This window comes from Streptomyces sp. NPDC006435 (assembly GCF_040612315.1).
Taxonomy (GTDB): domain Bacteria; phylum Actinomycetota; class Actinomycetes; order Streptomycetales; family Streptomycetaceae; genus Streptomyces.
In genome coordinates this window covers 21,959-46,691 of the sequence record NZ_JBEXPY010000039.1, presented here as the reverse complement: position 1 = coordinate 46,691, position 24,733 = coordinate 21,959, and the positions used below count along the sequence as shown (strand labels likewise).

At 72.0% G+C, this 24,733-nt stretch carries 21 protein-coding genes and 1 pseudogene; 13 read left to right on the top strand and 9 right to left on the bottom strand.

Annotated elements, in window-relative coordinates; translation table 11 throughout:
* Positions 1-115: 115 nt before the first annotated feature.
* Positions 116-1,390, bottom strand: coding sequence for a beta-eliminating lyase-related protein (locus ABZZ04_RS30130; protein ID WP_356935381.1), 1,275 nt, complete (start codon positions 1,388-1,390; stop codon positions 116-118).
* Between the two features lie 193 nt (positions 1,391-1,583).
* Here ABZZ04_RS30130 and ABZZ04_RS30125 point away from each other — a divergent pair, with 193 nt between their 5' ends.
* The 10 genes from ABZZ04_RS30125 to ABZZ04_RS30080 all read left to right on the top strand — a co-directional run bounded on the left by ABZZ04_RS30125 (position 1,584) and on the right by ABZZ04_RS30080 (position 9,964).
* On the top strand, positions 1,584-2,528 hold the full coding sequence (locus ABZZ04_RS30125) for a DUF2520 domain-containing protein (protein ID WP_356935380.1): 945 nt from the start codon (positions 1,584-1,586) through the stop codon (positions 2,526-2,528).
* Entirely contained in the window at positions 2,525-3,646 is a 1,122-nt protein-coding gene (panC, locus tag ABZZ04_RS30120) for a pantoate--beta-alanine ligase (RefSeq protein ID WP_356935379.1), read from the top strand. Before ABZZ04_RS30125 ends, panC begins: the two co-directional genes overlap by 4 nt.
* A complete protein-coding gene (locus tag ABZZ04_RS30115) occupies positions 3,643-5,385 on the top strand; it encodes an L-aspartate oxidase (protein ID WP_356935378.1) in 1,743 nt (580 codons plus the stop codon). The genes panC and ABZZ04_RS30115 overlap by 4 nt, the downstream gene beginning before the upstream one ends.
* Positions 5,386-5,387: 2 nt before the next feature.
* Positions 5,388-6,440 carry a carboxylating nicotinate-nucleotide diphosphorylase gene (gene nadC / locus ABZZ04_RS30110; protein WP_356935377.1) on the top strand — a complete coding sequence of 351 codons (1,053 nt, stop codon included), beginning with the start codon at positions 5,388-5,390 and terminating at the stop codon, positions 6,438-6,440.
* On the top strand, positions 6,440-7,237 hold the full coding sequence (locus tag ABZZ04_RS30105; RefSeq protein ID WP_283852294.1) for a type III pantothenate kinase: 798 nt from the start codon (positions 6,440-6,442) through the stop codon (positions 7,235-7,237). The genes nadC and ABZZ04_RS30105 overlap by 1 nt, the downstream gene beginning before the upstream one ends.
* A 138-nt stretch (positions 7,238-7,375) precedes the next feature.
* A complete protein-coding gene (locus ABZZ04_RS30100; protein ID WP_356935405.1) occupies positions 7,376-7,960 on the top strand; it encodes a hypothetical protein in 585 nt (194 codons plus the stop codon).
* A 61-nt stretch (positions 7,961-8,021) separates the two neighbouring features.
* The gene (locus tag ABZZ04_RS30095; RefSeq protein ID WP_356935376.1) at positions 8,022-8,195 is read left to right on the top strand and encodes a hypothetical protein; all 174 of its coding nucleotides are present in this window, start codon (positions 8,022-8,024) and stop codon (positions 8,193-8,195) included.
* A gap of 118 nt (positions 8,196-8,313) precedes the next feature.
* Positions 8,314-8,904: a BlaI/MecI/CopY family transcriptional regulator gene (locus ABZZ04_RS30090; RefSeq protein WP_356935375.1), complete on the top strand. Its 591-nt coding sequence runs from the start codon at positions 8,314-8,316 to the stop codon at positions 8,902-8,904.
* 9 nt (positions 8,905-8,913) lie between these two features.
* Positions 8,914-9,471 (top strand): amino-acid N-acetyltransferase, encoded by a 558-nt coding sequence (locus tag ABZZ04_RS30085; protein ID WP_356935374.1) that lies wholly within the window; start codon positions 8,914-8,916, stop codon positions 9,469-9,471.
* A 157-nt stretch (positions 9,472-9,628) separates the two neighbouring features.
* The gene (locus tag ABZZ04_RS30080; protein WP_093894032.1) at positions 9,629-9,964 is read left to right on the top strand and encodes an Lsr2 family protein; all 336 of its coding nucleotides are present in this window, start codon (positions 9,629-9,631) and stop codon (positions 9,962-9,964) included.
* Here the strand turns inward: ABZZ04_RS30080 and ABZZ04_RS30075 are convergent.
* A complete protein-coding gene (locus tag ABZZ04_RS30075) occupies positions 9,943-10,551 on the bottom strand; it encodes an SCO3374 family protein (RefSeq protein WP_356935373.1) in 609 nt (202 codons plus the stop codon). The genes ABZZ04_RS30080 and ABZZ04_RS30075 overlap by 22 nt on opposite strands.
* Before the next feature lie 428 nt (positions 10,552-10,979).
* On the opposite strand from ABZZ04_RS30075, the gene ABZZ04_RS30070 reads away from it, so the two are divergent.
* Positions 10,980-13,508, top strand: coding sequence for an ATP-dependent Clp protease ATP-binding subunit (locus ABZZ04_RS30070; protein ID WP_283852288.1), 2,529 nt, complete (start codon positions 10,980-10,982; stop codon positions 13,506-13,508).
* A 107-nt stretch (positions 13,509-13,615) separates the two neighbouring features.
* Here the strand turns inward: ABZZ04_RS30070 and ABZZ04_RS30065 are convergent, their stop codons facing one another.
* Positions 13,616-16,840 (bottom strand): NACHT domain-containing protein, encoded by a 3,225-nt coding sequence (locus ABZZ04_RS30065; RefSeq protein WP_356935372.1) that lies wholly within the window; start codon positions 16,838-16,840, stop codon positions 13,616-13,618.
* Positions 16,837-17,199 (bottom strand): trypco2 family protein, encoded by a 363-nt coding sequence (locus tag ABZZ04_RS30060; protein ID WP_356935371.1) that lies wholly within the window; start codon positions 17,197-17,199, stop codon positions 16,837-16,839. Before ABZZ04_RS30060 ends, ABZZ04_RS30065 begins: the two co-directional genes overlap by 4 nt.
* A 458-nt stretch (positions 17,200-17,657) precedes the next feature.
* On the opposite strand from ABZZ04_RS30060, the gene ABZZ04_RS30055 reads away from it, so the two are divergent.
* On the top strand, positions 17,658-18,374 hold the full coding sequence (locus ABZZ04_RS30055) for a M23 family metallopeptidase (protein WP_356935370.1): 717 nt from the start codon (positions 17,658-17,660) through the stop codon (positions 18,372-18,374).
* Between the two features lie 191 nt (positions 18,375-18,565).
* On the opposite strand, the gene ABZZ04_RS30050 is transcribed toward ABZZ04_RS30055, so the two are convergent.
* On the bottom strand, positions 18,566-19,156 hold the full coding sequence (locus ABZZ04_RS30050) for a TetR/AcrR family transcriptional regulator (RefSeq protein ID WP_356935369.1): 591 nt from the start codon (positions 19,154-19,156) through the stop codon (positions 18,566-18,568).
* A 129-nt stretch (positions 19,157-19,285) separates the two neighbouring features.
* Here ABZZ04_RS30050 and ABZZ04_RS30045 point away from each other — a divergent pair, with 129 nt between their 5' ends.
* The gene (locus ABZZ04_RS30045) at positions 19,286-20,890 is read left to right on the top strand and encodes an MDR family MFS transporter (RefSeq protein ID WP_356935368.1); all 1,605 of its coding nucleotides are present in this window, start codon (positions 19,286-19,288) and stop codon (positions 20,888-20,890) included.
* A gap of 238 nt (positions 20,891-21,128) precedes the next feature.
* Here the strand turns inward: ABZZ04_RS30045 and cseC are convergent.
* From cseC to ABZZ04_RS30025, 4 genes and pseudogenes are all read right to left on the bottom strand, one after another.
* Positions 21,129-22,460, bottom strand: a pseudogene (cseC, locus tag ABZZ04_RS30040) (two-component system sensor histidine kinase CseC); the annotation flags it as partial.
* Complete coding sequence (cseB, locus tag ABZZ04_RS30035) at positions 22,457-23,161, bottom strand: two-component system response regulator CseB (protein ID WP_356935367.1); 705 nt, start codon at positions 23,159-23,161, stop codon at positions 22,457-22,459. The pseudogene cseC and the gene cseB, both read right to left, overlap by 4 nt.
* A 10-nt stretch (positions 23,162-23,171) precedes the next feature.
* Positions 23,172-23,804, bottom strand: coding sequence for a hypothetical protein (locus tag ABZZ04_RS30030; protein WP_356935404.1), 633 nt, complete (start codon positions 23,802-23,804; stop codon positions 23,172-23,174).
* Between the two features lie 89 nt (positions 23,805-23,893).
* The gene (locus ABZZ04_RS30025; protein WP_356935366.1) at positions 23,894-24,541 is read right to left on the bottom strand and encodes a SigE family RNA polymerase sigma factor; all 648 of its coding nucleotides are present in this window, start codon (positions 24,539-24,541) and stop codon (positions 23,894-23,896) included.
* Positions 24,542-24,733: the final 192 nt, after the last annotated feature.

The following is a 24,733-nucleotide window of genomic DNA, read 5'->3' as shown; positions in this document are numbered from 1 at the left end:
CGCCCGGCACGCGGCCGGCTCCGGGCGGCACTGCGGGCGGCGCTGCGGCCCGGGACGGCCCGGGCCGGAGCCCCCGGCCGCCCCGGTGACGTACCGACCGGGCCCGGGGCGCCCGCTAGGCCAGCCGCTCCATGAACTCCCCCACCGTGTCCCGCACGTCCCGCGCCGTCCACTCCAGCCCCGCCCGCCCCACCGTGACCTCGGTGAAGGACAGGCCGGGCGGGCCGGAGGGCGCGGGGTGCCACGAGCGGAAGAGCGCCACGCCCGTCTCCTCCGCCATCCGCACCGCCGCCTCCGTCAGGGCGTCCGCCCCGTACGGCAGCCACACCTGGAACTGGTGGGTGTGCGGCGGCTCCGGATGCACCCGGAACCATCCGGCGCCGGCCGCCGCGAAGCCCTCGGCCAGCGCCCCGGCCACCATCCGGGCCTGCGCCACGTACGACGGCAGGCGCGGAAGCTCCTGGTCCAGTCCGATCAGCGCGGCGATCGCAGCCGGGAACTGCTGGAAGATCTGGCCGCCGTACCGGTGGCGCCAGGTACGGGCCTCCTCGACCAGGGACGCGGTGCCTGCCAGCGCGGCCCCGGAGATCCCGCCGAGGGTCTTGTAGAACGACACGTACACGCTGTCCGCGAGCGCCGCGATCTCCGGCAGCTCCCGCCCGAAGTGGGGGGCGCACTCCCACAGCCGCGCGCCGTCGAAGTGCACCACCGCGTCGCGTTCCCGCGCGGCCGCCACCACGGTCTCCAGCTCGTCCCAGGTGGGCAGCACGAAACCGGCGTCGCGCAACGGCAGTTCCAGCATCAGGGTGCCGAACGGCTCGGCGAAGTCGCGGACCTCCTGCGCCGTGGGCAGCCGGGGCTCGTGCGTCGGGTGGACGGTGCGCAGCCCGCTCAGCGACTCCAGCGCCCCGCGTTCGTGCACCTCGGGGTGGGCGAGCGGGTGCAGCGCCACCGTGGGGTTGCCGGTCCGCCCCGCCCAGCAGCGCAGCGCGACCTGCTGCGCCATCGTCCCGGTCGGGAAGAACGCGGCGGCCTCCGTGCCCAGCAGGCCGGCGATGCGTTCCTCCAGGTCGGCGACGACGCCGTTGCCGTAGAAGTCCGTGGACCGGTCGAGCGCGGTGACCGTACCGGCCCCGGCCGCCAGCCCGGCCAGCCGCTCACCGAGCGGAAGGTCCGAGGACGGCCGGGCCAGGGACCGCTCGGCCGTCCGCCAGGCGGTCAGCCTGCGCAGCCACTGGGCGTCCTCCGGGTCCTGTGCGGTCTCCGGCCCCGTCCCCTGTTCCCGCCCCTGCTCCGGACTCCGCTCCCGTCCCGGTCCGGAACCCCGTTCCGGCCCCTGTTCCGCACCCTGCTCCCGCCGTTGCCGTGCCTGCTCATCCGTCTCGGTCATGGGACGATCATCACGCAGGGCCCGGCGGAAGCCACCTCGTTTTCGTGGCCGCCGGCCGTCGGCTCCGCGGCGGCGGGCGACCCGGAGTTTCCCACAGGCTGTGGACGGCCGGGGACCGGGCGAAAACGCTGGCGTAGCATGCAAAGAAATCGTCCGGTACCCCCTGCGGACTGGAACGGAAGGCCATCGCCGCGTGAACGCAACAGTTCCCAAGGAACCCCTCGACGCGAGGGACCGCCCAGCCCGTCTGACCGTCGGCGTCGTGGGCGCGGGCCGGGTGGGGCCCGCCCTCGCCGCGTCCCTGCAGCTCGCCGGGCACCGGCCGGTCGCCGTGTCGGGCGTCTCGGACGCCTCCCGGCGCAGGGCCGCCGCCCTGCTCCCCGACGTCCCCCTGGTGCCGCCCGCCGAGGTCCTCGCGCGCGCCGAGCTGGTCCTGCTCACCGTCCCCGACGACACCCTGCCCGGCCTGGTCGAGGGCCTCGCCGAAACCGGTGCGGTACGGCCGGGCCAGCTGATCGTCCACACGTCGGGGCGGTACGGCACCCGGGTCCTGGACCCGGCGCTGCGGGCCGGTGCCCTGCCGCTGGCCCTGCACCCGGCGATGACGTTCACCGGCAGCCCCGTCGACGTCCAGCGGCTGGCCGGCTGCTCCTTCGGCGTGACCGCCCCCGAGGAGCTGCGGCTCGCCGCCGAGGCGCTGGTCATCGAGATGGGCGGCGAGCCCGAATGGATCGCGGAGGAGTCCCGTCCGCTCTACCACGCGGCGCTCGCCCTCGGCGCGAACCACCTGGTCACCCTGGTCGCCCAGGCGATGGAGCTGCTGCGCACGGCGGGTGTGTCGGCCCCCGACCGGATGCTCGGCCCGCTCCTGGGCGCCGCGCTCGACAACGCCCTGCGCTCCGGCGACGACGCCCTGACGGGCCCGGTGGCCCGCGGCGACGCCGGCACGGTCGCCGCGCACCTCGACGAGCTGCGCAGGCACGCGCCGCAGACCGTCGCCGGGTACGTGGCGATGGCCCGCGCCACCGCCGACCGCGCACTCGCCCACGGCATGCTCAAGCCGGAGCCGGCCGAGGCCCTGCTCGGGGTCCTGGCCGACGGCACGGGCACCGGTACCGGCCCCCAGGAGTCCCGATGACCGACGCGACCGAAGCAACCGACGCAGCCGACGTGACCACCACGAACGACGTGACCACCACGAACGACGTGACCACCACGACCGGCGCGACCCCCGCGACCACCGGGCCCGGCGCCCCCGCGCCCGCCCTGCTCCGCACCGCCGCCGAGCTCGGCGCCTTCGCCCCCCTGCGGGGGCCGCGGGCCGTCGTCATGACCATGGGCGCCCTGCACGAGGGGCACGCCACGCTGATCCGTGCCGCCCGACGGGCCGCGGGCCCGGACGGCCAGGTCGTCGTCACGGTCTTCGTCAACCCGCTCCAGTTCGGTGAGGCCGCCGACCTGGACCGCTACCCCCGCACCCTGGACGCGGACCTCGCCGTGGCGGGCGCCGCCGGGGCCGACGCGGTCTTCGCGCCGTCCGTCGACGAGGTCTACCCCGGCGGCGAACCACAGGTCCGGATCTCCGCGGGCCCCATGGGCGAGCGGCTCGAAGGGGCCTCGCGCCCCGGCCACTTCGACGGGATGCTCACCGTCGTCGCCAAGCTCCTCCACCTGACCCGCCCCGACCTCGCGTTCTACGGACAGAAGGACGCCCAGCAGCTGGCGCTGATCCGCCGCATGGTGCGCGACCTGAACTTCCCCGTGGAGATCGTCGGCGTGGCGACGGTCCGCGAGCCGGACGGCCTCGCGCTCTCCAGCCGCAACCGCTTCCTGGACGCGGCGGAGCGGCGCACCGCCCTCGCCCTGTCCCGGGCCCTGTTCGCGGCCCGCGACCGGCTCGCCGCCCAGCAGGCGCTGCACGCCCGTGCGCAGATCACCACGGCCACCACCGGCCGGGCCGCCGCGCTCACCGCGCTCGGCGAGGCCCGCGCCGCCGCCGACACCCAGGCGGTGGCCCTGGCCCGCCCGGTCGACGGGCCGTCGGCGGTGCGCGCCGCGGCGTCCCTGATCCTCGACGACGCGGCGGCCGCGCAGCCGCCGCTCGCCCTGGACTACCTGGCGCTCGTGGACCCGGCCGACTTCACCGAGATCCCCGACGACCGCACCACCGGCGACGCGATCCTCGCGGTCGCCGCACGGGTGGGCCGCACCCGCCTGATCGACAACATCCCGCTGACCTTCGGAGCCACCCCGTGACCGGAATACGGCTGACCGCCCCCGCCCCCGGCTGGTCCATCGACGCCGACGTCGTGGTGGTCGGCTCCGGCGTGGCCGGTCTCACCGCCGCACTGCGCTGCGCCGCCGCAGGCCTCGCCACCGTCGTCGTCACCAAGGCCCGCCTCGACGACGGCTCCACCCGCTGGGCGCAGGGCGGCATCGCGGCGGCCCTCGGCGAGGGCGACACCCCCCGGCAGCACCTGGACGACACCCTGGTCGCGGGTGCCGGGCTGTGCGACGAGGACGCGGTGCGCACCCTGGTCACCGAGGGCCCCGACGCGGTGCGCCGGCTGATCGCGACGGGCGCCCGCTTCGACACCACGGACGGCGGCGACATCGCGCTGACCCGCGAGGGCGGCCACCACCGCAGCCGCATCGCCCACGCGGGCGGCGACGCGACGGGCGCCGAGATCTCCCGCGCCCTGGTCGACGCGGTCCGCGCGGCCGCCCTGCACACCGTCGAGAACGCGCTCGTCCTGGACCTCCTCACCGACGCCGAGGGCCGTACCGCGGGCGTCACGCTGCATGTCATGGGCGAGGGCCAGCACGACGGCGTCGGCGCGGTCCGGGCCCCCGCGGTGGTCCTCGCCACCGGCGGCATGGGCCAGGTCTTCTCCGCCACGACCAATCCGGCGGTCTCCACCGGCGACGGCGTGGCCCTGGCGCTGCGGGCCGGCGCGGAGGTCTCCGACCTCGAATTCGTCCAGTTCCACCCCACGGTCCTCTTCCTCGGCGCCGACTCCGAGGGCCAGCAGCCCCTGGTGTCGGAGGCGGTACGGGGCGAGGGCGCCCATCTCGTCGACGCGTCCGGCACGCGCTTCATGCTCGGGCAGCACGAACTGGCGGAGCTGGCGCCGCGCGACATCGTCGCCAAGGCCATCACCCGCCGGATGGAACTGCACGGCACCGAGCACATGTACCTCGACGCCCGCCACTTCGGCGCCGGGATGTGGGAGCGCCGCTTCCCCACGATCCTGGCCGCCTGCCGCGCCCACGGCATCGACCCGGTCACCGAACCGATCCCGGTCGCCCCCGCCGCGCACTACGCCTCCGGCGGCGTCCGCACCGACCTGCGGGGCCGTACGACGGTGCCCGGCCTGTACGCCTGCGGCGAGGTCGCCTGCACCGGTGTGCACGGCGCGAACCGGCTGGCGTCCAACTCCCTCCTGGAGGGGCTCGTCTTCGCCGAGCGCATCGCGGCGGACATCGTCGCGGACCGGCCCCGCGCGGGCGCCCCGGTCACGGAGCCCGGCTCCGCCCCCACCCCGCTGATCGCCCCCGAGTCGCGGACCGCGATCCAGCGGACCATGACCCGGGGCGCCGGGGTGCTGCGCTCCGCCGCGAGCCTGACCACCGCCGCGGCCGAGCTGGAGGCCCTGCACGAGGGCGCCGCCTCGGCGGTGGAGACGGCCGAGCCCAAGGTCGCGGTGCCCGGCGTCGAGGCGTGGGAGGCCACCAACCTGCTGCTCGTCTCGCGCGTCCTGGTCGCCGCCGCGCTGCGGCGCGAGGAGACCCGCGGCTGCCACTGGCGCGAGGACCTGCCCGAGCGCGACGACGAGAACTGGCGCCGCCACGTCGTCGTCCGGATCGCCCCGGGGCGCCGGCCGGTCCTCACCACGACACGGACCGAGGCATTCGGCCCCGTGGACCCCGCGCGGGAACCGGACCGCGCGGCCGCACCCCAGACCCACCCCGCCGACGTCACCGAGGAGCCGTAACCGTGAGCACGCCCGAAGAGAACCCGCACCCCACCCCCGTGGACGTACCGCTGATCCAGATCGGCGCGCCCGCAGCCTCCGAGGGCGGCTGCGGGGACGGCTGCGGCTGCGGCGAGTCCTACGGGCCCGACGCCATGGAGTGCGGCCTGGACCCGGCCCTCGCCGGGCTGCTGGCCGACGCGGGCCTGGACCCGGTGCAGGTCGAGGACATCGCGCACGTCGCGATCGAGGAGGACCTGGACGGCGGGGTGGACGTCACCACCGTCGCCACGGTCTCCGAGGACGCCAGGGCCACCGGCGACTTCACCGCCCGCGAGGCGGGCGTGGTGGCCGGGCTGCGCGTCGCCGAGGCCGTCCTGTCCATCGTCTGCACCGAGGAGTTCGAGGTCGAGCGCCACGTCGAGGACGGCGACCGGGTCGCCCCCGGCCAGAAGCTGCTGACGGTCACCACCCGCACCCGCGACCTGCTCACCGGCGAGCGCAGCGCGCTCAACCTGCTCTGCCGGCTCTCCGGCATCGCGACCGCCACCCGCGCCTGGGCCGACGCGCTCGAAGGCACCGGGGCCGAGGTCCGCGACACCCGCAAGACCACCCCGGGCCTGCGCGCCCTGGAGAAGTACGCGGTCCGCTGCGGCGGCGGCGTCAACCACCGCATGTCCCTCGCGGACGCGGCGCTGGTCAAGGACAACCACGTCGTCGCCGCGGGCGGCGTGGCCGAGGCGTTCAAGCGGGTGCGGGACGAGTTCCCCGACGTACCGATCGAGGTCGAGGTCGACACGCTCCAGCAGGTCCGCGAGGTCCTCGACGCGGGCGCCGACCTGATCCTGCTGGACAACTTCACCCCGCTGCAGACGGCCGAGGCGGTCGCCCTGGTCGCCGGGCGCGCGGTCCTGGAGTCCTCCGGGCGGCTCTCCCTCGACAACGCCCGCGCCTACGCCGAGGCGGGCGTCGACTACCTGGCCGTCGGCGCGCTCACCCACTCCTCGCCGATCCTCGACATCGGCCTGGACTTCCGCGACGCCGCGGACGACGACACCGACGGGGCCGACGCCTGATGCTGCTCACCATCGACGTCGGCAACACCCACACCGTCCTCGGCCTGTTCGACGGCGAGGAGATCGTCGAGCACTGGCGGATCTCCACCGACGCCCGCCGCACCGCCGACGAGCTCGCCGTCCTCCTCCAGGGCCTGATGGGCATGCACCCGCTGCTGGGCATGGAGCTGGGCGACGGCATCGAGGGCATCGCGATCTGCTCCACGGTCCCGACCGTGCTGCACGAGTTGCGCGAGGTGACCCGCCGTTACTACGGCGACGTCCCCGCGGTCCTCGTCGAGCCCGGCATCAAGACCGGGGTGCCGATCCTGATGGACAACCCGAAGGAGGTCGGCGCGGACCGCATCGTCAACGCGGTCGCCGCCGTCGACCTGTACGGCGGTCCGGCGATCGTCGTCGACTTCGGCACGGCCACCACCTTCGACGCGGTCTCCGCCCGGGGCGAGTACACCGGCGGCGTCATCGCTCCCGGCATCGAGATCTCCGTCGAGGCGCTCGGCGTCCGGGGCGCCCAGCTCCGCAAGATCGAGCTGGCCCGGCCGCGCAGCGTGATCGGCAAGAACACGGTCGAGGCGATGCAGTCGGGCATCATCCACGGCTTCGCCGGCCAGGTCGACGGCGTCGTCACCCGGATGAAGAAGGAGCTGGCGGCCGACCCCGAGGACGTCACGGTCATCGCGACCGGGGGCCTTGCTCCGATGGTGTTGGGCGAGTCCTCCGTGATCGACGAGCACGAGCCCTGGCTGACCCTCATCGGCCTGCGCCTGGTGTACGAGCGCAACGCCTCCCGGCTGTAGCGGAAACGGGTCGTACCTGCGGGAACGCGGCGCGGCGCGGGGTGGAGCCGCCGCGCCGCCGACGACCCGTTAAGCCGATTTTGTCCATTTAGCACGTATTGTCGCGTCATGCCCACGCCTTACGGAACACGGGGCGGCATGGCGTTCGGCGCGGACGAGCTGCGTGTGCTCCGACGCGCCCTCGCCACCGTCCTCCACCCCATGCCCCTGCCCGACGAGGACGTCCAGGACTGCCTGCGACTGGCCGGCGCCGTGGACGAGGCGGTCGGCGAGGCGGGACGGATGCGCGCCTTCCTCCTCGCCGACCTCGCCCGCTACCGGGGCGCCCTCCCCGGCTCCGCCGCCGGCTACCTGGAACTGCTCCAGGACGCCCTGGCCGGCGGGTACGACCCCGTCCCCGACGACCTCGCCGCGTTGCGCGCCCTGCGTCACCGGCCGGTGGCCGAGGCGCTCCTGGAGCGCTGCCGGACGCTCGCGGAACGGTCGGTGCGGACCCGCCTCGTCGGCCGCGCCGCACCGGTGCCGGTCCCCGCCTCGCGCGGGCGGCTGCTCGCCCTGCCGGGCGGCCGGGCCGCGGCGGACGACGAACCCGAACGGCCGAAGACCCCGGCCGCGCCGCCCGGCCCCGCCGTACCGCCCGAACGTCCCGCGCCGAAGCCCTCGGAGGTCTTCCCGCCGCGCCGCCGCCCGGTCCCGCCGGTGGGCCGGCGCGCCGCGGGCTGAGGGCCGCGACGCGGGAGGGGGCGCGCGGGCGGCCCGTACCGGCCTCGCTACCCTGGACGGCATGGACTACGTATCCGCGCTCGTGCCCCCCGTGGTGATGGCCGCCTTCTTCATCGGCCTCGTCGTGACGATCGTCAAGAGCCAGGGCGGTCCCAACAAGGCGAAGGAGGACGCGATCGTGGACATCGTGATCGGGGGCTCCGGGCCGGCCCGGCAGTCCTCGGCGGACGACTGAGTGTCCGGTCGTCCCGCACCCCGCAGCATGCGAAGGGCGCACGGCTCGTCTTGAGCCGTGCGCCCTTTTGTCGCATGAATAACCGGGCATTCCGGGCGTATGGCACTAAAGTGACATTGTGCCCCGCCAATTGGGAGATCTCGAAGACGCCGTGATGACGCGGGTCTGGCAATGGAACCGTCCGGTCACCGTGCGGGAAGTCCTGGAGGACCTTCAGCAGGAACGCTCCATCGCCTACACCACCGTCATGACGGTAATGGACAATCTCCATCAGAAGGGCTGGGTGCGCAGGGAAGTCGACGGCCGCGCATATAGATATACGGCGGTCTCCACCCGGGCCGCCTACTCGGCCGCACTGATGAACGAAGCATGGTCGCACAGCGACAACCCGGCGGCCGCTCTTGTCGCCTTCTTCGGCATGATGTCCCCCGAGCAGCGCGAGGCCCTCCAGGACGCCATGCGGATCATTCTTCCCGATCTCGCCGGACCCTCCGGAGCACCGGCCGGCGAGGCCGGTGACGCACCCGCGGACGAACCGGCGGACGAGGGCGGACGGACCGGGGAGCACGACGGCGCGACGGCCGCCGGACCGGCCGGTGGGAACGACGGGGAGCGGGGCGGGGACCCGGCCGGAGAGGCGCCCGGAGAAGCGTCCGGTACGACGGCCGGAGATCCGGCCGATGGGGCGGGCGCGGAGACCGGGCGATAGCGTCGGGGTATGTCCTCAGAGCTTCCCTCAGCCGATTCCCGTACCGAACCGTCCGCCATAAACGTAGCCATCACGGTCCGCCGTGCCAGGACCAGCGATGTGGCATCGGTCCGTCGTCTCCTCGACGGGTACGTACGCGAAGGCATCCTGCTCGACAAAGCGACGGTGACGCTTTACGAGGACATCCAGGAGTTCTGGATCGCGGAACGCGACGAGGACGCCCGTGTCATCGGCTGCGGCGCACTGCACGTGATGTGGGAAGACCTCGCCGAAGTGCGTACTCTCGCCGTGGATCACAGCATCAGGGGTGCCGGAGTCGGACATCAAGTGCTCGACAAGTTGTTGCAGACCGCTCGCTGGCTGGGTGTGCGCAGGGTTTTCTGTCTCACCTTCGAAGTGGACTTCTTCGCGAAGCACGGCTTCGTCGAGATCGGAGAGACACCGGTCGACGGAGATGTCTACAGTGAGCTGCTGCGTTCCTATGACGAGGGTGTAGCAGAGTTCCTGGGTCTCGAACGAGTGAAGCCGAACACCTTGGGCAACAGCCGGATGCTTCTGCATCTGTGAGCGCCATCTGCGAGCACCACAAGAAGCCGGAACCCTATGTCCGAATCGCGCATGTTTCCCGTGCTCCCGGGATCCTGAACCTCTCCCGGGGGTTTGTGTTTTTCGAGGAAAAGCGGTTTCCTTTCCGCGTACTGCATTTTCGATGAAAGGGAATCCAGTGGCACAGAAGGTTCAGGTCCTTCTTGTCGATGACCTCGACGGCGGCGAGGCGGACGAGACGGTCACGTTCGCGCTCGACGGCAAGACGTACGAGATTGACCTCACCACCAGCAACGCGGACAAGCTCCGTGGCCTTCTCGAGCCGTACACCAAGGGTGGCCGGCGGACGGGTGGCCGTGCGGCGGCCGGTCGCGGCAAGGGCCGCGCCGTCACGGGTGGCAACAAGGACACCGCGGAGATCCGTAAGTGGGCCCGCGAGAACGGCCACAATGTGAATGACCGGGGCCGTGTTCCCGCGGAGATCCGCGAAGCTTACGAGAAGGCCAACGGCTGAGCGGTCGATCCACCGGTCGACCGCCCCGTTCGGGCACGCATCAACCGGGCGCGGTGGCATTCCGTCGCCACCGAGTCCACCAGCCGTACGAGATCGGGAGCACTCCCGCCCCTGCTCCCGAGATTGGTGAGGGCCGGGAGCCCCGGCCCCTCCCCGTGCCGCAGCCCGGGGGGCCGCAGCCACACGGCGGCCCCCGGCCGGCCCGCCGCCCGTCCCGGCGGCGCGGGGGCGGTGATCCGGCCGCCCGCGCCGAAGGCGGCCAGCGAGAGGGCGACTCCTCCCCACTCCAGCCAGTCGAGCAGTCCGGGCAGCTCCTCGGCGCTTCCCGCCGCCACCAGCAGGTTCATCCGCGCACCCGACAGCGCCACGGGTCCGGTGCGGTCGACCCGCCGCAGCACCGCGTGGCCGACGGCCGCAGGCACCTGGAGCACGTCGAACCGCAGCCCGGTCAGCAGACGCACCGGCTCGGTGCCCGCCGTCGCCCAGCCGAGCTCTCGTTCGTACCACTGCGCCCATCGGGCGCGGTCGCCATGGATCTCCCGCCCGCCGCTGACCGACGGCGGGGGAGACGGGATGGTGATGGCCATGCCGGAAGAACGGCCCGGACGCCCCAAGGGTTACGCAGGGTCCACCGTCGGGTGCGCAATGTGTCCGGGATGGGGGCGTAGGGACGTATTCGGGAGCGTGAAGATGTTCGCCCGTAGCGGAGGGAACCGGCGCGCGCCGCATGGACTGTCTGTAATTGCGGGTAAGACATCCCTAGTGGGGAGGGGCGACACGCAGGTTCGGGCATCTCACGTTCGCCATCGGCGTACTGGCGAAAGGGGTATCTGCCTGGCCTGCGGGAACATCGTCTCGCACCATCGGGTTGGAGAAGTTGTCGGCGTTCGGGGCAGGAGGCCAAGGACGGTGTCGGCAGTTGGAATGAGCGGTCCCCGCTTGCGGGACTAAGCTGCGGAAGGACAGGGAGGGGACCGACCCCTAACTGCCTGACCGCTCTGAGGAGCGATTAACGATGTTCGAGAGGTTCACCGACCGCGCGCGGCGGGTTGTCGTCCTGGCTCAGGAAGAAGCCCGGATGCTCAACCACAACTACATCGGCACCGAGCACATCCTCCTGGGCCTTATCCACGAGGGTGAGGGTGTCGCCGCTAAGGCCCTGGAGAGCCTCGGGATTTCGCTCGAGGCGGTCCGCCAGCAGGTGGAGGAGATCATCGGCCAGGGCCAGCAGGCCCCGTCCGGCCACATCCCCTTCACGCCCCGGGCCAAGAAGGTCCTGGAGCTCTCGCTCCGTGAGGCCCTCCAGCTCGGCCACAACTACATCGGCACCGAGCACATCCTGCTCGGCCTGATCCGCGAGGGCGAGGGCGTCGCCGCCCAGGTCCTCGTGAAGCTGGGCGCCGACCTGAACCGGGTGCGGCAGCAGGTCATCCAGCTGCTCTCCGGGTACTCGGGCAGCAAGGAGGCGGCGACCGCGGGCGGCCCCGCGGAAGGCACGCCCTCCACGTCCCTGGTGCTCGACCAGTTCGGCCGGAACCTCACCCAGGCCGCCCGCGAATCCAAGCTCGACCCGGTCATCGGGCGCGAGAAGGAGATCGAGCGGGTCATGCAGGTGCTGTCCCGCCGTACCAAGAACAACCCGGTCCTCATCGGCGAGCCCGGCGTCGGCAAGACGGCGGTCGTCGAGGGCCTGGCGCAGGCCATCGTCAAGGGCGAGGTGCCCGAGACCCTCAAGGACAAGCACCTCTACACCCTCGACCTCGGCGCGCTGGTCGCCGGCTCCCGCTACCGCGGTGACTTCGAGGAGCGCCTGAAGAAGGTCCTCAAGGAGATCCGCACCCGCGGCGACATCATCCTGTTCATCGACGAGCTCCACACGCTGGTCGGTGCGGGTGCCGCCGAGGGCGCCATCGACGCGGCCTCGATCCTGAAGCCCATGCTGGCCCGCGGCGAGCTGCAGACCATCGGCGCCACCACGCTCGACGAGTACCGCAAGCACCTGGAGAAGGACGCCGCGCTGGAGCGCCGCTTCCAGCCCATCCAGGTCGCGGAGCCCTCGCTGCCGCACACCATCGAGATCCTCAAGGGTCTGCGCGACCGCTACGAGGCCCACCACCGCGTCTCCATCACGGACGAGGCGCTGGTCCAGGCCGCGACGCTGGCCGACCGGTACATCTCGGACCGCTTCCTGCCGGACAAGGCGATCGACCTGATCGACGAGGCCGGTTCCCGGATGCGCATCCGCCGGATGACCGCGCCGCCGGACCTCCGCGAGTTCGACGAGAAGATCGCGGGCGTCCGCCGCGACAAGGAGTCGGCCATCGACTCCCAGGACTTCGAGAAGGCGGCTTCCCTCCGCGACAAGGAGAAGCAGCTGCTGGCGGCGAAGGCCAAGCGCGAGAAGGAGTGGAAGGCCGGCGACATGGACGTCGTGGCCGAGGTCGACGGCGAGCTGATCGCCGAGGTCCTGGCCACCGCCACCGGCATCCCGGTCTTCAAGCTGACGGAGGAGGAGTCCTCCCGTCTGCTGCGCATGGAGGACGAGCTCCACAAGCGCGTCATCGGGCAGAAGGACGCCATCAAGGCCCTCTCGCAGGCGATCCGCCGTACGCGGGCCGGTCTGAAGGACCCGAAGCGCCCCGGTGGCTCGTTCATCTTCGCCGGCCCGTCCGGTGTCGGTAAGACGGAGCTCTCCAAGACGCTCGCCGAATTCCTCTTCGGTGACGAGGACGCGCTGATCTCCCTCGACATGTCGGAATTCAGCGAGAAGCACACGGTTTCCCGGCTCTTCGGTTCTCCCCCCGGTTACGTGGGTTACGAAGAGGGCGGGCAGCTCACCGAGAAGGTGCGCCGCAAGCCGTTCTCCGTCGTCCTCTTCGACGAGGTCGAGAAGGCCCACCCCGATATCTTCAATTCCCTGCTCCAGATTCTGGAGGACGGTCGCCTGACCGACTCCCAGGGTCGGGTCGTGGACTTCAAGAACACGGTCATCATCATGACGACCAACCTCGGGACGCGGGACATCTCGAAGGGCTTCAACCTGGGCTTCGCCGCCCAGGGCGACGTCAAGACCGGCTACGAGCGGATGAAGAACAAGGTCAACGAAGAGCTGAAGCAGCACTTCCGCCCCGAGTTCCTCAACCGTGTCGACGACACGGTCGTCTTCCACCAGCTCAGCCAGGAAGACATCATCCAGATCGTCGACCTGATGATCGCCAAGGTGGACGAGCGCCTGAAGGACCGCGACATGGGCATCGAGCTCAGCGCGGAGGCCAAGACGCTCCTCGCCAAGAAGGGCTACGACCCCGTGATGGGCGCCCGGCCGCTGCGCCGGACGATCCAGCGCGAGATCGAGGACGTCCTCTCCGAGAAGATCCTCTTCGGCGAGCTGCGTCCCGGCCACATCGTGGTCGTCGGCACCGAGGGCGAGGGTGAGGAGAAGAAGTTCACCTTCCGCGGCGAGGAGAAGTCGGCCCTGCCCGACGTCCCGCCGATCGAGCAGGCCGCCGGTGGCACGGGCCCGAACATGTCGAAGGACGTGTGAGGCTCCGCCGCCGAGCAGAGCTGAGTGACTGAAGGGGCTGCCCCGGACCGTGCGAACGGTCCGGGGCAGCCCCTTTTTGGTGCGGTGCGGTGCGGTGCGGTGCGGGGTCAGGGGGATGGGGCGTCGTTTCCCGTGACCGTCGCGGAGCCCAGCACTCTCACCTTGCAGCCGGGGATTGCCCGGACCGGAGAAATGTCGATGTGGTCGATGTGGTCGATCTGCCAGGCCGTGGCGAGCGTCAGCCGCTTCAGAGCGGGGAAGACCCGGGGGATCCGGTCCAGCCCGAGTACGTCGGTTTCGAGGAAGAGGGTGAGACCTGCGATGGAAGGTACGGGCTGTTCGTCGGCGAACTCCGTCGCGGACGGCAGGGACAGGGTGAGGTGGGTCACCTGCGGAGCCCGCCGGAGAGCGGCGAGCAGCGGCCGGGCCGGGGTGCGGCCGCTCAGCTGCAGCCGGCTCAGGTTCGTCCAGCCGTCGAGCGAGTCGATCTCCAGCGAAGTCGTCCGCTCGATGTTCAGCGAGTTCGGCTCGGGATGGGCGGGCAGTTGGGAGAACCGTTCGGCGGTCAGGTGAGTGAGCCACAGGGAACGCAGTTCTTTCGAAGCCGTGGCGGTCAGTGCGGTGTTGGGGAGACAGCTCATGTCCAGCTCGACATGTCTCAGTGCGGGGAGCCCGGTGAGCGGTCCGAGGTCCCGTACGCCGGGACAGCCGCTCAGTGACAAGGACTTGAGTTGCGTGGCGCATTGCGTCAGGAACGAGAGGTCGGCCAGACAGGAGTTCCGCCAGAAGGACAGTCCGGTCCACGGGGTGTCGTGCAGAGCGGAGTGGAGTTCGGCGGCGGTGAAGTCCCCGGCGAGCTCCAGGCTCCTGACGGACGGCAGGTCGCGCAGTGCCGCCAGCTTTTCCCGGGTGTCGATCCGCAGGTCGTCGTGTTTCAGGTCGAAGAGGGCAAGGACCTGCCGGGCGTATGCCCGCACCGGATATCTGTCCCAGCGCCTCGTGAACGCGTAGTCGTGTTCCGGGTGGGCGAGTGCCCAGCGGCGGGCGTGCGGCAGGCCTTCCGCCCGGCCGATCTCGTTGATCAGGTCGACGAACGGACGGGACTCTTCCCCGTCGCCCACCTCCTCCGGGTCGGGCAGGTGGGTCAGGGCGGCCGGGCCGAGGCGGGCGAGCAGGTGCACGCTCTCGGCGGACCTCGGCGGGAAGAGTCCGGCGACGGCCGTGCGGACCCTGTCCCGGGTCGTCTCGTCGAGCCAGGTCGCGTGCTGCGCGCAGAGGGCGGCCAGGACGACGATCTCGTCGCGGGTGACGGTGTCGGCCGGGCCGGGAGCGAAGTCCAGCAGGCCGTTGACCAGTACGGGGTGGTCCCGGCGGTCGCAGTGGCCGGCGGCGAGCAGGATGACGTCGTACCAGTTCCGGTCGCCTGTCCGGCCGAGCAGTTCGTGCAGGTGGTCGCCCTCGACGAACTCCTTCGCGGCGAGGAAGTCCTGGAAGGTGCGGTGGGCGAACTGGTAGACGCCGTCGGCGCGTTCCTGGAGGACCCCGCTGCGGTTCAGCAGATGGGTCAGGACCTTGTCGGGCGGGCCCTGGTTGCGCAGCCGTTCCATGCCGGGCAGGGCGCGTTCCAACTGGCGCAGCGCCGCCGGGCGTTGCAGCTCGGACTGGCCGCACCGCACCAGCCAGACCGCGATGCGCTGGAGGAGCTGGGCCTGTTCCTCCACGTTCATCGTGATGCCCTCGGGGGCGTCGATCCTGCGCTGCTTGTCGCGGTCGCCGAGCAGCATGCCGAGGGCCGAGTCGTACAGGCTCCAGCGGGTCTCCGGCAGGATGCCCTGGCGGCGCCGGTGCAGGGCGCAGATCACCGCGCAGAGCAGCGGGGTGCGGGCCAGGTCGCGCAGGGCCGGGTTCTGGGCGAACTGCTGGACCAGGTCCCGTTCCAGCATGCCGAGCGTCTCGTGGTCGTCGTCGTCCAGCCGGGCGGCCCGGTGCCAGGCGGCGACGAAGGACTCGACGTCCCGGTCCCCCATCGGCAGCAGCCGCAGTTCCTCGAAGTCCTGGGAGTCCAGCCAGCCCGGCTCGACGGCCAGCGGGCGCACGGTGGCCACGCAGCGGATGTCCGGGTAGCGGTCCAGGAGGCGGGAGAGCCACTGGTGCGCCTGCTCGCGGTCCTCGGCGGGGACCTCGTCCAGGCCGTCGACCAGCAGCAGGGCCCGGCCGGACTCCAGGACCCGGCCCACCCAGCCCTCGGGGGCCCGGTCGACCACCAGCCGGGCCGCGTCGGGCAGCTGGGTGGGGGAGGGGAACGTGCCGCCCTCGGCGCGCAGGGTGCGCAGCGGTACGACGAAGGGGACCAGGCCGTTGAGCGGGGCCAGCTCCGGGCTCAGCGTGCAGGCCGAGGCGTGCGCGGCCAGCCACCACAGCAGAGTGGTCTTGCCCGCGCCCGCGTCGCCGCGCAGCAGGACCCGGGGGCGGTCGGGGAGCAGCGCGTCGATCCGGCGGGGCGGCGGACCCGTGTGTCCGGAGGTCTGCTGGGCCTCCAGGCTCAGGTACGCGGTGTCCAGGTCCCATTCGGATTCGCGCCGGCCCAGCTCGTCGAGGCCGAAGATCCTCGTGCGGCGGTACGCGGCCCCGAGCGCCGCCGCGTACTCCTCCTCGTACCGCGCGTCCCCGGGGAAGTGGCCGTGCACCGGCTCGGGGCGGGAGAGGGGCGTGCCGGTCTGTTCGTGGACCAGCCGGAACGGTTTCGAGGCGAGCAGCGGGGCGAGCGGTACGCACTCCACGCGCCGGCCGTCGCGCTGCCGGGGGACCTGCCGGGCGATGCCGATGAGGACGTCGCCGGCGAAGACCGGGCCGCCGGACAGGCCGCGCAGGGCCTGGGCCCGCGTGTCGTTCGTTGGGGGCGGGCCGTCCAGCTCGCAGACCAGCAGCCCGCGCGGCTGCCCGGCCGTCGGCAGGGCGGTGGCCGTGTACTGGTCGGATTCCAGGTGCCCCTCGGGGCCGTACCGCTGGATGTGGGGGAAGCCGGTGATCTCGCAGCCGGGGACCGCGTGCCCGGTGCGCAGGAGGCCCAGCCGGGTCGGGAGGACCGGGAAGACCGGGTCGTCGGCGAGCAGGAGGGCGGCGTCGAGGTCGTGGTCCACCCAGGCGACCGTCGCCGTCGTGCTGTCGGCCCGCCGGGGGTGGGCGATCATGGCCCGGCCACCGCCCTTCACCACATGGGCGCAGGTCAGCACGAGCCGGTCGGTGAGCAGGACGCCGCTGCCCTGGGCGGTTCCGGCGCCGAGGACGACGATCGTGCGGATCGCGGGTGCGGCGGGCGGTGCGGGGCTCACGGCCGGTCGGCCCCACCGCCGAAGTTCGCCGTACTGCCCTGCTCGTCGTTGCCGATCCGCCAGGCCCCGCCGGTCGCGGTGTCGCGCGGCTTCAGGGTGAACGCGACCCGGTGCGTGCGGCCGGTCGCGCGGGAGGCGTCGGCGCCCGCCTCGACCACCCATGCCTTGACCTTGCCGCCGCCCTTGATCTCCTTGCGGAGTTCGAGGGTGAACTCCATCTGGATGTCGCCCACCTCGAAGGCCAGGGGGCGGTCGGTGGCGCGGCCCGCGGCGTCGACGAGCTGGTTGCGGATCGATTCGACGGCATCGGCGAGCTCGATGCCGTCCAGGTCGTTGGTGCCTGCGGCGTCACTGGTCATGGTCTTGTTCCCCCCTGGAGCCGAGCTGGTCCCGTCACCCTAGCCAGGGCGCGGGCCGAAGGTCCCGAAACGGACAGGCTTCCGGCCCGCCGGCGGTGACAAGGCGCACAGCCCGTCGGGGGCCTACTAGCGGCGGCAGTAGGCGGTGCCGGGGCCGGTGCGGAGGGATTCGGGCCCGGGGCGGCGGGGGTGCTCGGCCTCGGGGAGAGACGGGGCCGAATCGCTGGAACCTGTCCGTTTCGAGCGGTTCGGAACTGGGCCCAAACCTCTCCGCGGCAGGACTTTCGACGGGTGCGAGCCGGGCGTGCGCCCGGTGGGTACGGGCGAATTCCTTGTGCCCCATGTACGGCTTTTGTTCGTAGGTGGGGTGTTTGAGTGGAAGTGGGGGTGGGGGTTACCAAGGGATGGCCAGCCCGGCCGGAGTGCCGGGATCAGTCGTTCTTGGAGGATTCCCGCCCATGTCGAAGCGTGTCTCGTTCCAGCACTCCCGCCGCCCGTCCCTGTCCCGTGTCCGTGGCGCCGTCGTGGCGGCCGGTCTGGGTACGTCGATGGTCCTCGGCGCGGGCGCTGCGTTCGCGGGCGGTACGACGGGCGCCCCGGACCTGAACCTCGCGGACCTGACCGGCGCCACCGCGGCCGAGTCGGTCGCCGAGCAGGCGGCCGTGCAGGGCAAGGTGGCGGCCGAGAAGGCCGCGGCGGCCAAGAAGGCGGCGAAGAAGGCGGCCGCGGCGAAGAAGGCCGCCTTGAAGAAGGCCCACGGCTGGTCGGCCCCGGTGGACCGCTACGAGCTCAGCGCGAGCTTCGGCAACGACGGCAGCCGCTGGGCCCACAAGCACTCCGGCCAGGACTTCGCCGTGCCGGTCGGCACCGAGGTCGAGGCCGCGCACGGCGGCACCGTCGTGAAGGCCGGCCCGAACGGCGGCGGCGACGGTCCCGCGTACGGCAACGCCGTCGTGATCAAGCACGCCAACGGTACGTACTCGCAGTACGCCCACCTGTCGAAGATCGAGGTGCGCATCGGCGAGGCCGTGAAGACCGGCGAGAAGATCGCGCTCTCCGGCAACACCGGCAATTCCAGCGGCCCGCACCTGCACTTCGAGATCCGGCACACCGCCGACTACGGCTCCGCGGTCAACCCGGTCGGCTTCCTGCACAAGAAGGGCGTGCGCGTCTGACCCGGGCCCGCACCTCCGGGCCCGCTCGGCCCGTACCGTGTCCTCGTGCCTCCGGGCCCGCACCTCCGGGCCCGCTCGGCCCGTACCGTGTCCTCGTGCCTCCGGGCCCGTACCTCCGGGCCCGTACCTCCGGGCCCGCCCGGGCCTCGCCCCTGGGCCCGCTCGGGCCGTGCCCCGTGCCCGTACCCGCGCTACTTCCCGGACTCCGGTTCCGGGCCGTGCGCCCGGGTGATCAGTTCGAAGGCGACCTCGAGGACGGCCGCGCGCTTCTCCTCGGCGCTGCCCTCGGCGTCCCTGAGAGCGAACATGCCGGAGTGCATCGCCAGGAGCGCGGTGAAGCAGCGCGTCTGGTCGGCCAGTGACGTACCGGGGTCCATGAACAGGTCGATCAGGCTCATGACGCGTTCCTTGATCGTCCGGCCGATGCTGAGCTCCCGCACGGACGCCTGGTTCTCCTGCACGAACCGGAAGAGCGGGGCGGCGTCCTTCAGTGCCTCGCTGTAGCGCCGGAGGATCTCCTTCTTCGTCTCCAGGGTGCGGGGCTGCTCCTTGCCCCAGACGATCAGCTCCTCCAGCGGACGGTTGAGGTCCTCGAAGACGCTGATCAGGATGTCTTCCTTGGTCTTGAAGTGGTAATACAGTGCGGCCTTCGTCACATCCAGCCGCTCGGAGATCTCGCGGAGCGAGGTCTTCTCGTAGCCCTGTTCGGCGAAGAGTTCCAGGGCAACGTCCTGAATGCGCTGACGCGTGTTGCCACGGCGCGGCTGCGGCGTGCTGCCCATGAAGCTCTCCCTCAAAAAACTTACTTGACGCCCGGCTAGTTGGGGGTCTACTTTCCCCAGTGTAGTCAACTAGCCGGGCGGCAAGTAAGTCTGCGGACCGGTGCAGGGGATCAGGGGAGTGGGGACCGAATGACCGATCTGAAGAAGGCGGCCGGCGGGGAGGCGGCAGGCGCCGACCGCCGGACGGGGGAGCCCGGGGCGCCGCAACGCAGCGTCCGGGTGGTGATGCTCGCCCTGATGATCACGATGCTGCTCGCCATGCTGGACAACCTGATCGTCGGCACGGCCATGCCGACCATCGTCGGCGACCTCGGCGGTCTGGAGCACCTGTCCTGGGTCGTCACCGCGTACACCCTGGCCACCGCCGCCTCCACCCCGATCTGGGGCAAGCTCGGCGACCTGTACGGACGCAAGGGCATCTTCCTCACGTCCATCGTGATCTTCCTGATCGGCTCGGTGCTGAGCGGGATGGCCCAGGACATGGGCCAGCTGATCGGCTTCCGGGCGGTCCAGGGGCTCGGCGCGGGCGGCCTGATGGTCGGCGTCATGGCGATCATCGGCGACCTCGTACCGCCCCGTGAGCGCGGCAAGTACCAGGGCATGATGGCCGGCGTCATGGCCATCGCCATGATCGGCGGACCGCTGGTCGGCGGCACCATCACCGACCACCTCGGCTGGCGCTGGAGCTTCTACATCAACCTGCCGCTGGGCGCGGTCGCCCTCGCGATGGTCACCGCCGTGCTGCACCTGCCGAAGCGGGAGCGCACCGAGGTGAAGGTCGACTACCTCGGCGCGGCGCTGCTGACCATCGGCATCACCGCGATCGTGCTGGTCACCACCTGGGGCGGTTCGGAGTACGACTGGAACTCCGCCGTGATCATGGAGCTCATCGCGATCGGCGTCGCCTCGCTCGTCGGCTTCCTCTTCGTCGAGACGAAGGCGGCCGAACCGATCATGCCGCTGCACATCTTCCGCAACCGCAACTTCAGCCTGATGTCCGTCCTCGGCTTCATCTCGGGGTTCGTGATGTTCGGCGCGGTGCTCTTCCTGCCGCTGTACCAGCAGTCCGTCCAGGGCGCGTCGGCGACCAACTCGGGCCTGCTGCTCCTGCCAATGCTGCTGGCGATGATGGTCGTCTCGCTGGTCGCGGGGCGGATCACCACCAGCACCGGCAAGTACAAGGTGTTCCCCATCGCGGGCTCCGCCCTGATGGTGGTCGGCCTGTTCCTGCTCTCGCGGATGGACGTCGGGACCACGCGGCTCACCTCCGGCGTCTACATGGCGGTGCTCGGCGCGGGCATGGGCTTCCTGATGCAGATCACGATGCTCGTCGCGCAGAACAGCGTGGAGATGCGGGACATGGGCGTCGCCTCCTCCGCGACCACCCTCTTCCGCACGCTCGGCAGCTCCTTCGGCGTCGCGATCATGGGTGCGCTGTTCACCGGCCGGGTGCAGGACGAGATGGTGGCCCGCGGTGGCGGCGCGGCCACCCAGCAGTCCGCGCAGCTGGACGCGGACAGCCTGGCGAAGCTGCCGGAGGCGATGCGCGAGGCCTACCAGTTCGCGGTCTCGTCCGGCACGCACATCGCGTTCCTGGTGGCCGCCTCGGTCGGTGTGATCGCGCTGGTCGCCTCGGTCTTCGTCAAGGAGGTTCCGCTGCGCGGGGCGGGCCCGGAGGCCAAGTCGCCGTCGGACGCCCCGCCCGCCGGAGTCAGGCAGGCCGAGTCCGTCTGATCCCGCCGCGCGGGGACCGGTGACGGTCGTACGAGGAGGCTCCCGGGGCACACGCCCCGGGAGCCTCCCGTCGTTCGGTGACCGGCTTCGGACCCTCGGATCAGTCGCCGGACCGCGGCTTCCGGCCGGCCGACTCCTTGCCGCTCCTGCTCGCCCTGCCCGCCTTGACCGACTTTCCCGCCCTGCCCGCCCGGCCGGTCCTCTTCGGCCCGCCGTCCCCGTCCGCCCCGTCGTCCTCCTCGGGCCTGCGCTGCTCGGCCAGCGGGAGCATCGGGAAGCTGCCGGTGTTCGTCGGCGCGTGCTCGGGCAGCCACAGCACGGCGATCGCCCCGCCCGTGCCCTGCGCCGCCCCTTCGGGCGCCGCGTTGCGGAAGGTCAGCCGGGCCCCGAGGACCCGCGCCTGACCGGCGGCGATCGTCAGCCCGAGGCCGTGCCCGCGCCCGGCCCGGTCGCTGCTCCCGGTACGGAACCGGCTCGGCCCCTCGCGCAGCAGCGCCGCCGGGAACCCGGTGCCGTGGTCGCGGATCCGCACCACCCGGCCCTCGACCGTGACCTCCACCGGGGTGGCGCCGTGCTTGGCGGCGTTGCCCAGCAGATTGCCGAGGATGCGCTCCAGCCTGCGCGGGTCGGTGTTGACCCAGGACTCGTGGACGACCCGCACCCGCACGTCCGGGTCCAGCAGCGCGATGCGCCGGCTGACGAACTCGCCCAGCGCGATCTCCTGGAGCTCGGCCCGCTCCGACGCGCTGTCCAGCCGGGCCACCTCCAGCACGTCCTCGACGAGCGTCCGCATCGCCTGCGCCCGGTCCCGCACCAGCTCCGTGGGGCGGCCCGGCGGCAGCAGCTCGGCAGCCGTCAGCAGACCCGTCACCGGGGTGCGCAGCTCGTGCGCGATGTCCGCGGTGACCCGGCGTTCCGCCTCGATCCGCTCGTTCAGCGCGTCGGTCAGCGCGTCCACTGCACCGGCCAGCTCATCGGTCTCGTCCTGGACGACCCCGCCGACGGCCTCCCTGACCCGTACGTCCGTGTTGCCCTGCGCGACCCGGCCCGCCGCTGCCGCCGCCTTGCGCAGCCGGCGCGACAGCTGCCCGCCGATCAGCACGCCCAGCGCGCAGCCGCCGAACACCACCGAGACCGAACCGATGATCAGCGCCCGGTCGAGGTCGCCCATGATCGTGGCGCTGCGGTCCGCGAACGGGGTGTGCAGCGAGAGCACGTTGCCGTTGCCCACGGGGACGGCCGCCCACACGTCGGGGGTGCCGTTCTCGAGCTCCTCGACATGGGTGGCGCGCCGGTTCCGGCTGGTCTCCGCGCGCAGGCTGCGCGGCATCGTCGGGTCGTTGAGCTTGGCGCCGAAGCGGGGGTCGGCCTTGCGGGGCTTCGTCGCCTCGTACAGCAACTGCGCGTGCGTCAGCCGCTCCAGCTGCACCTCGCGGGCGTTCTCCAGCATCGAGACCCGGGCGGCGTTGTGGACGACGAAGCTGAGGGCGACCGCGGTCAGCGCGCCGACCGCCGCGATCGCGATGCTGATCTTCCAGCGGACCCCGGTCCGCAGCGCCGGCAGCCTCATGGCCTCAGCTTGTAGCCGAAGCCGCGGACCGTCTCGATCCGGTCCTGGCCGATCTTGGTGCGCAGCCGCTGCACATGGACGTCCACGACCCGGGTGTCACCGCCCCATCCGTAGTCCCAGACCCGCTCCAGGAGCTTGTCGCGGGAGAGCACCGTGCCGGGCGCCGCGGAGAACTCCAGCAGCAGCCGCATCTCGGTCGGCGTCAACGAGACCCGCTCGCCGCCGCGGTGCACCGCCATGCCCTCGGTGTCGACCTCCAGGTCGCCGAAGACCAGCACCCCGCCCACGGTCTGCGACTCCGGCTCCCCGTTGCCCGGCTGCCCGCCCGAGGCGTGGCCGAAGCGGCGCAGCACGGCCCGGATGCGGGCGACCAGGACCGCCCCGTCGAAGGGCTTGGTGACGTAGTCGTCCGCGCCGGCCTCCAGGCCGAGGACCACGTCGATCGAGTCGGCCCGGGCCGACAGCATGATCACGGGGACGGTCGACTCGTCGCGGATGCGGCGGCAGAGGCTGACCCCGTCCAGCCCCGGCACCATCACGTCGAGCAGGGCGATGTCCGGGCGGTTCGCCCGGAACGCGTCGAGGCCCGACAGTCCGTCGGGCATCGCGGTGACCGCGAAGCCGTCGCGCTCCAGCGCCAGCTGGGTGGCCTCGCGGATGACGTCGTCGTCCTCGACGAACAGGACGTGGGTCTCGGCCATCGAACAGCTCTCAGTTCTCCGCCGGTTCGGCGGAGAGGCCTGCGTCCCCGTTGCCGACGGCTCGGTTGAAGTCGTTGTGCACCCGGTCGTGTTCGGTGAAGCGGTTGGTCGTCCAGCGGTAGGTGATCACTTCCTCGCCGGAGGGGTAGGAGACCGAGTCCTTCTGCCCGTACACCTGCGTCGTCACCACGAGGTCGCCGCGGTCGATGGTGCCGTACACCGCGGGCTGCTCGATGGCGAAGACGTTCTCGTACGAGCCGCTGCCCCGCGAGCGGTACACGTACGTGCCGACGCCCACCGAGTCCCCGCAGGTCATCACGTTCACCACGACATCGGCCGAGGGGCCGCCGGTCAGGGTGCCGTACGAGGTGTCCACCGGGTACTCGGAACCGGTACAGGGCTTCAGGTCCGTCCGGACCCGCTCGCTGACCTTGGGATCGCCCTTGAGCAGCGTCACGGGGTCGACCCGCGGGGGCCGCGCCGGCGACGAGCCGCCGGCGCTGGGGGTGGCCTGCACGATCGGCTGGGTGCCGGCCGGGCCCTCGTCCCGGGTGCCGGTCCCGCCGGTGGAACAGCCGGCGGTGAACAGCCCGAAGGCGGCGAGCCCGACCAGGGTCGTGGCGCTCGCCGCCCGGCCGGTCAGCGACCGGCTCCGTCTGACGGTGGCCGTGCGGCCACCGTCGTCTCTTTCGCCGCCACGGTCGCCGCCGTGGCCGCTGTCGTCGCTGGCTGTCAGGCCGCGCACCGCTCCCGCCCCCGTTCGTCCATACGCCTGCCCGCCTGCGCCCGTACCCGCGCGGTCTCCCGCGCACGTGCCGGGGCGCCGGCGGCCGGAGCACGGTCGGCCGTCGTGGCCCGCTCCTCGCGGAGCCGGTCCTCCCTGCTCGCCGCCTCACGGCTCTCCAGCTCCTGGCGCAGCCGTGCCAGCGCGCGGTGCAGGGTGCTCTTCACCGTACCGGCCGACATGCCGAGCGCCGCGGCGGTCTCCTCCGTGCTCATCTGCTCCCAGTGTCGCAGCACGACGACACTGCGCTGCTTGGGAGCCAGCACGCCCAGCACGTCCATCAGCAGGGCGCGGTCGGCGCGCTGCTCGGTGCCGTCCTCGACGCTGGCGTCGGGCAGCTGCTCGGTGGGGACCTCGTCCAGCTTGCGGGCCCGCCACCACTCGGTACGGGTGTTGATCATGACGCGGCGCAGGTAGGCGTCGGCGAGGGACTTGTCGGCGATGCCGTCCCAGCGGCCGTACGTGCGGGCCAGCGCGGTCTGCAGCAGGTCCTGCGCGTCCACGGGGTCGGGCACCAGCCGACGTGCGCTGCGCAGCAGCGCGTCCTGCCGGGTGCGTACGTACTCCTCGAATTCGAGCACCTCGCCGTGCGCCATTCCAACCGCCTCCGTCCCCGTGTATCCCCGTAGAACCGCCGTCAGCCATCGTTCGGTCGGGCTGACGTCGAAGACGCTACGGAGCTGTTGTCACGAGGTTGTGCGGAGCAGCCATACGCCGACGCACGGCTGTCCATCGGTTGTGTAACAGCGCTGGACCGGAAGGGGTACGGATCAGGGTCCGCAGGGGGT

Excerpts from the sequence above, each read along its gene's own strand:
- ABZZ04_RS30130 (WP_356935381.1), bottom strand. The coding sequence starts at position 1,390 with ATGACCGAGACGGATGAGCAGGCACGGCAACGGCGGGAGCAGGGTGCG.
- panC (WP_356935379.1), top strand. The coding sequence starts at position 2,525 with ATGACCGACGCGACCGAAGCAACCGACGCAGCCGACGTGACCACCACG.
- ABZZ04_RS30105 (WP_283852294.1), top strand. The coding sequence starts at position 6,440 with ATGCTGCTCACCATCGACGTCGGCAACACCCACACCGTCCTCGGCCTG.
- ABZZ04_RS30100 (WP_356935405.1), top strand. The coding sequence starts at position 7,376 with ATGGCGTTCGGCGCGGACGAGCTGCGTGTGCTCCGACGCGCCCTCGCC.
- ABZZ04_RS30095 (WP_356935376.1), top strand. The coding sequence starts at position 8,022 with ATGGACTACGTATCCGCGCTCGTGCCCCCCGTGGTGATGGCCGCCTTC.
- ABZZ04_RS30085 (WP_356935374.1), top strand. The coding sequence starts at position 8,914 with ATGTCCTCAGAGCTTCCCTCAGCCGATTCCCGTACCGAACCGTCCGCC.
- ABZZ04_RS30075 (WP_356935373.1), bottom strand. The coding sequence starts at position 10,551 with ATGGCCATCACCATCCCGTCTCCCCCGCCGTCGGTCAGCGGCGGGCGG.
- ABZZ04_RS30070 (WP_283852288.1), top strand. The coding sequence starts at position 10,980 with ATGTTCGAGAGGTTCACCGACCGCGCGCGGCGGGTTGTCGTCCTGGCT.
- ABZZ04_RS30060 (WP_356935371.1), bottom strand. The coding sequence starts at position 17,199 with ATGACCAGTGACGCCGCAGGCACCAACGACCTGGACGGCATCGAGCTC.
- ABZZ04_RS30055 (WP_356935370.1), top strand. The coding sequence starts at position 17,658 with ATGTCGAAGCGTGTCTCGTTCCAGCACTCCCGCCGCCCGTCCCTGTCC.
- ABZZ04_RS30050 (WP_356935369.1), bottom strand. The coding sequence starts at position 19,156 with ATGGGCAGCACGCCGCAGCCGCGCCGTGGCAACACGCGTCAGCGCATT.
- ABZZ04_RS30045 (WP_356935368.1), top strand. The coding sequence starts at position 19,286 with ATGACCGATCTGAAGAAGGCGGCCGGCGGGGAGGCGGCAGGCGCCGAC.
- cseB (WP_356935367.1), bottom strand. The coding sequence starts at position 23,161 with ATGGCCGAGACCCACGTCCTGTTCGTCGAGGACGACGACGTCATCCGC.
- ABZZ04_RS30025 (WP_356935366.1), bottom strand. The coding sequence starts at position 24,541 with ATGGCGCACGGCGAGGTGCTCGAATTCGAGGAGTACGTACGCACCCGG.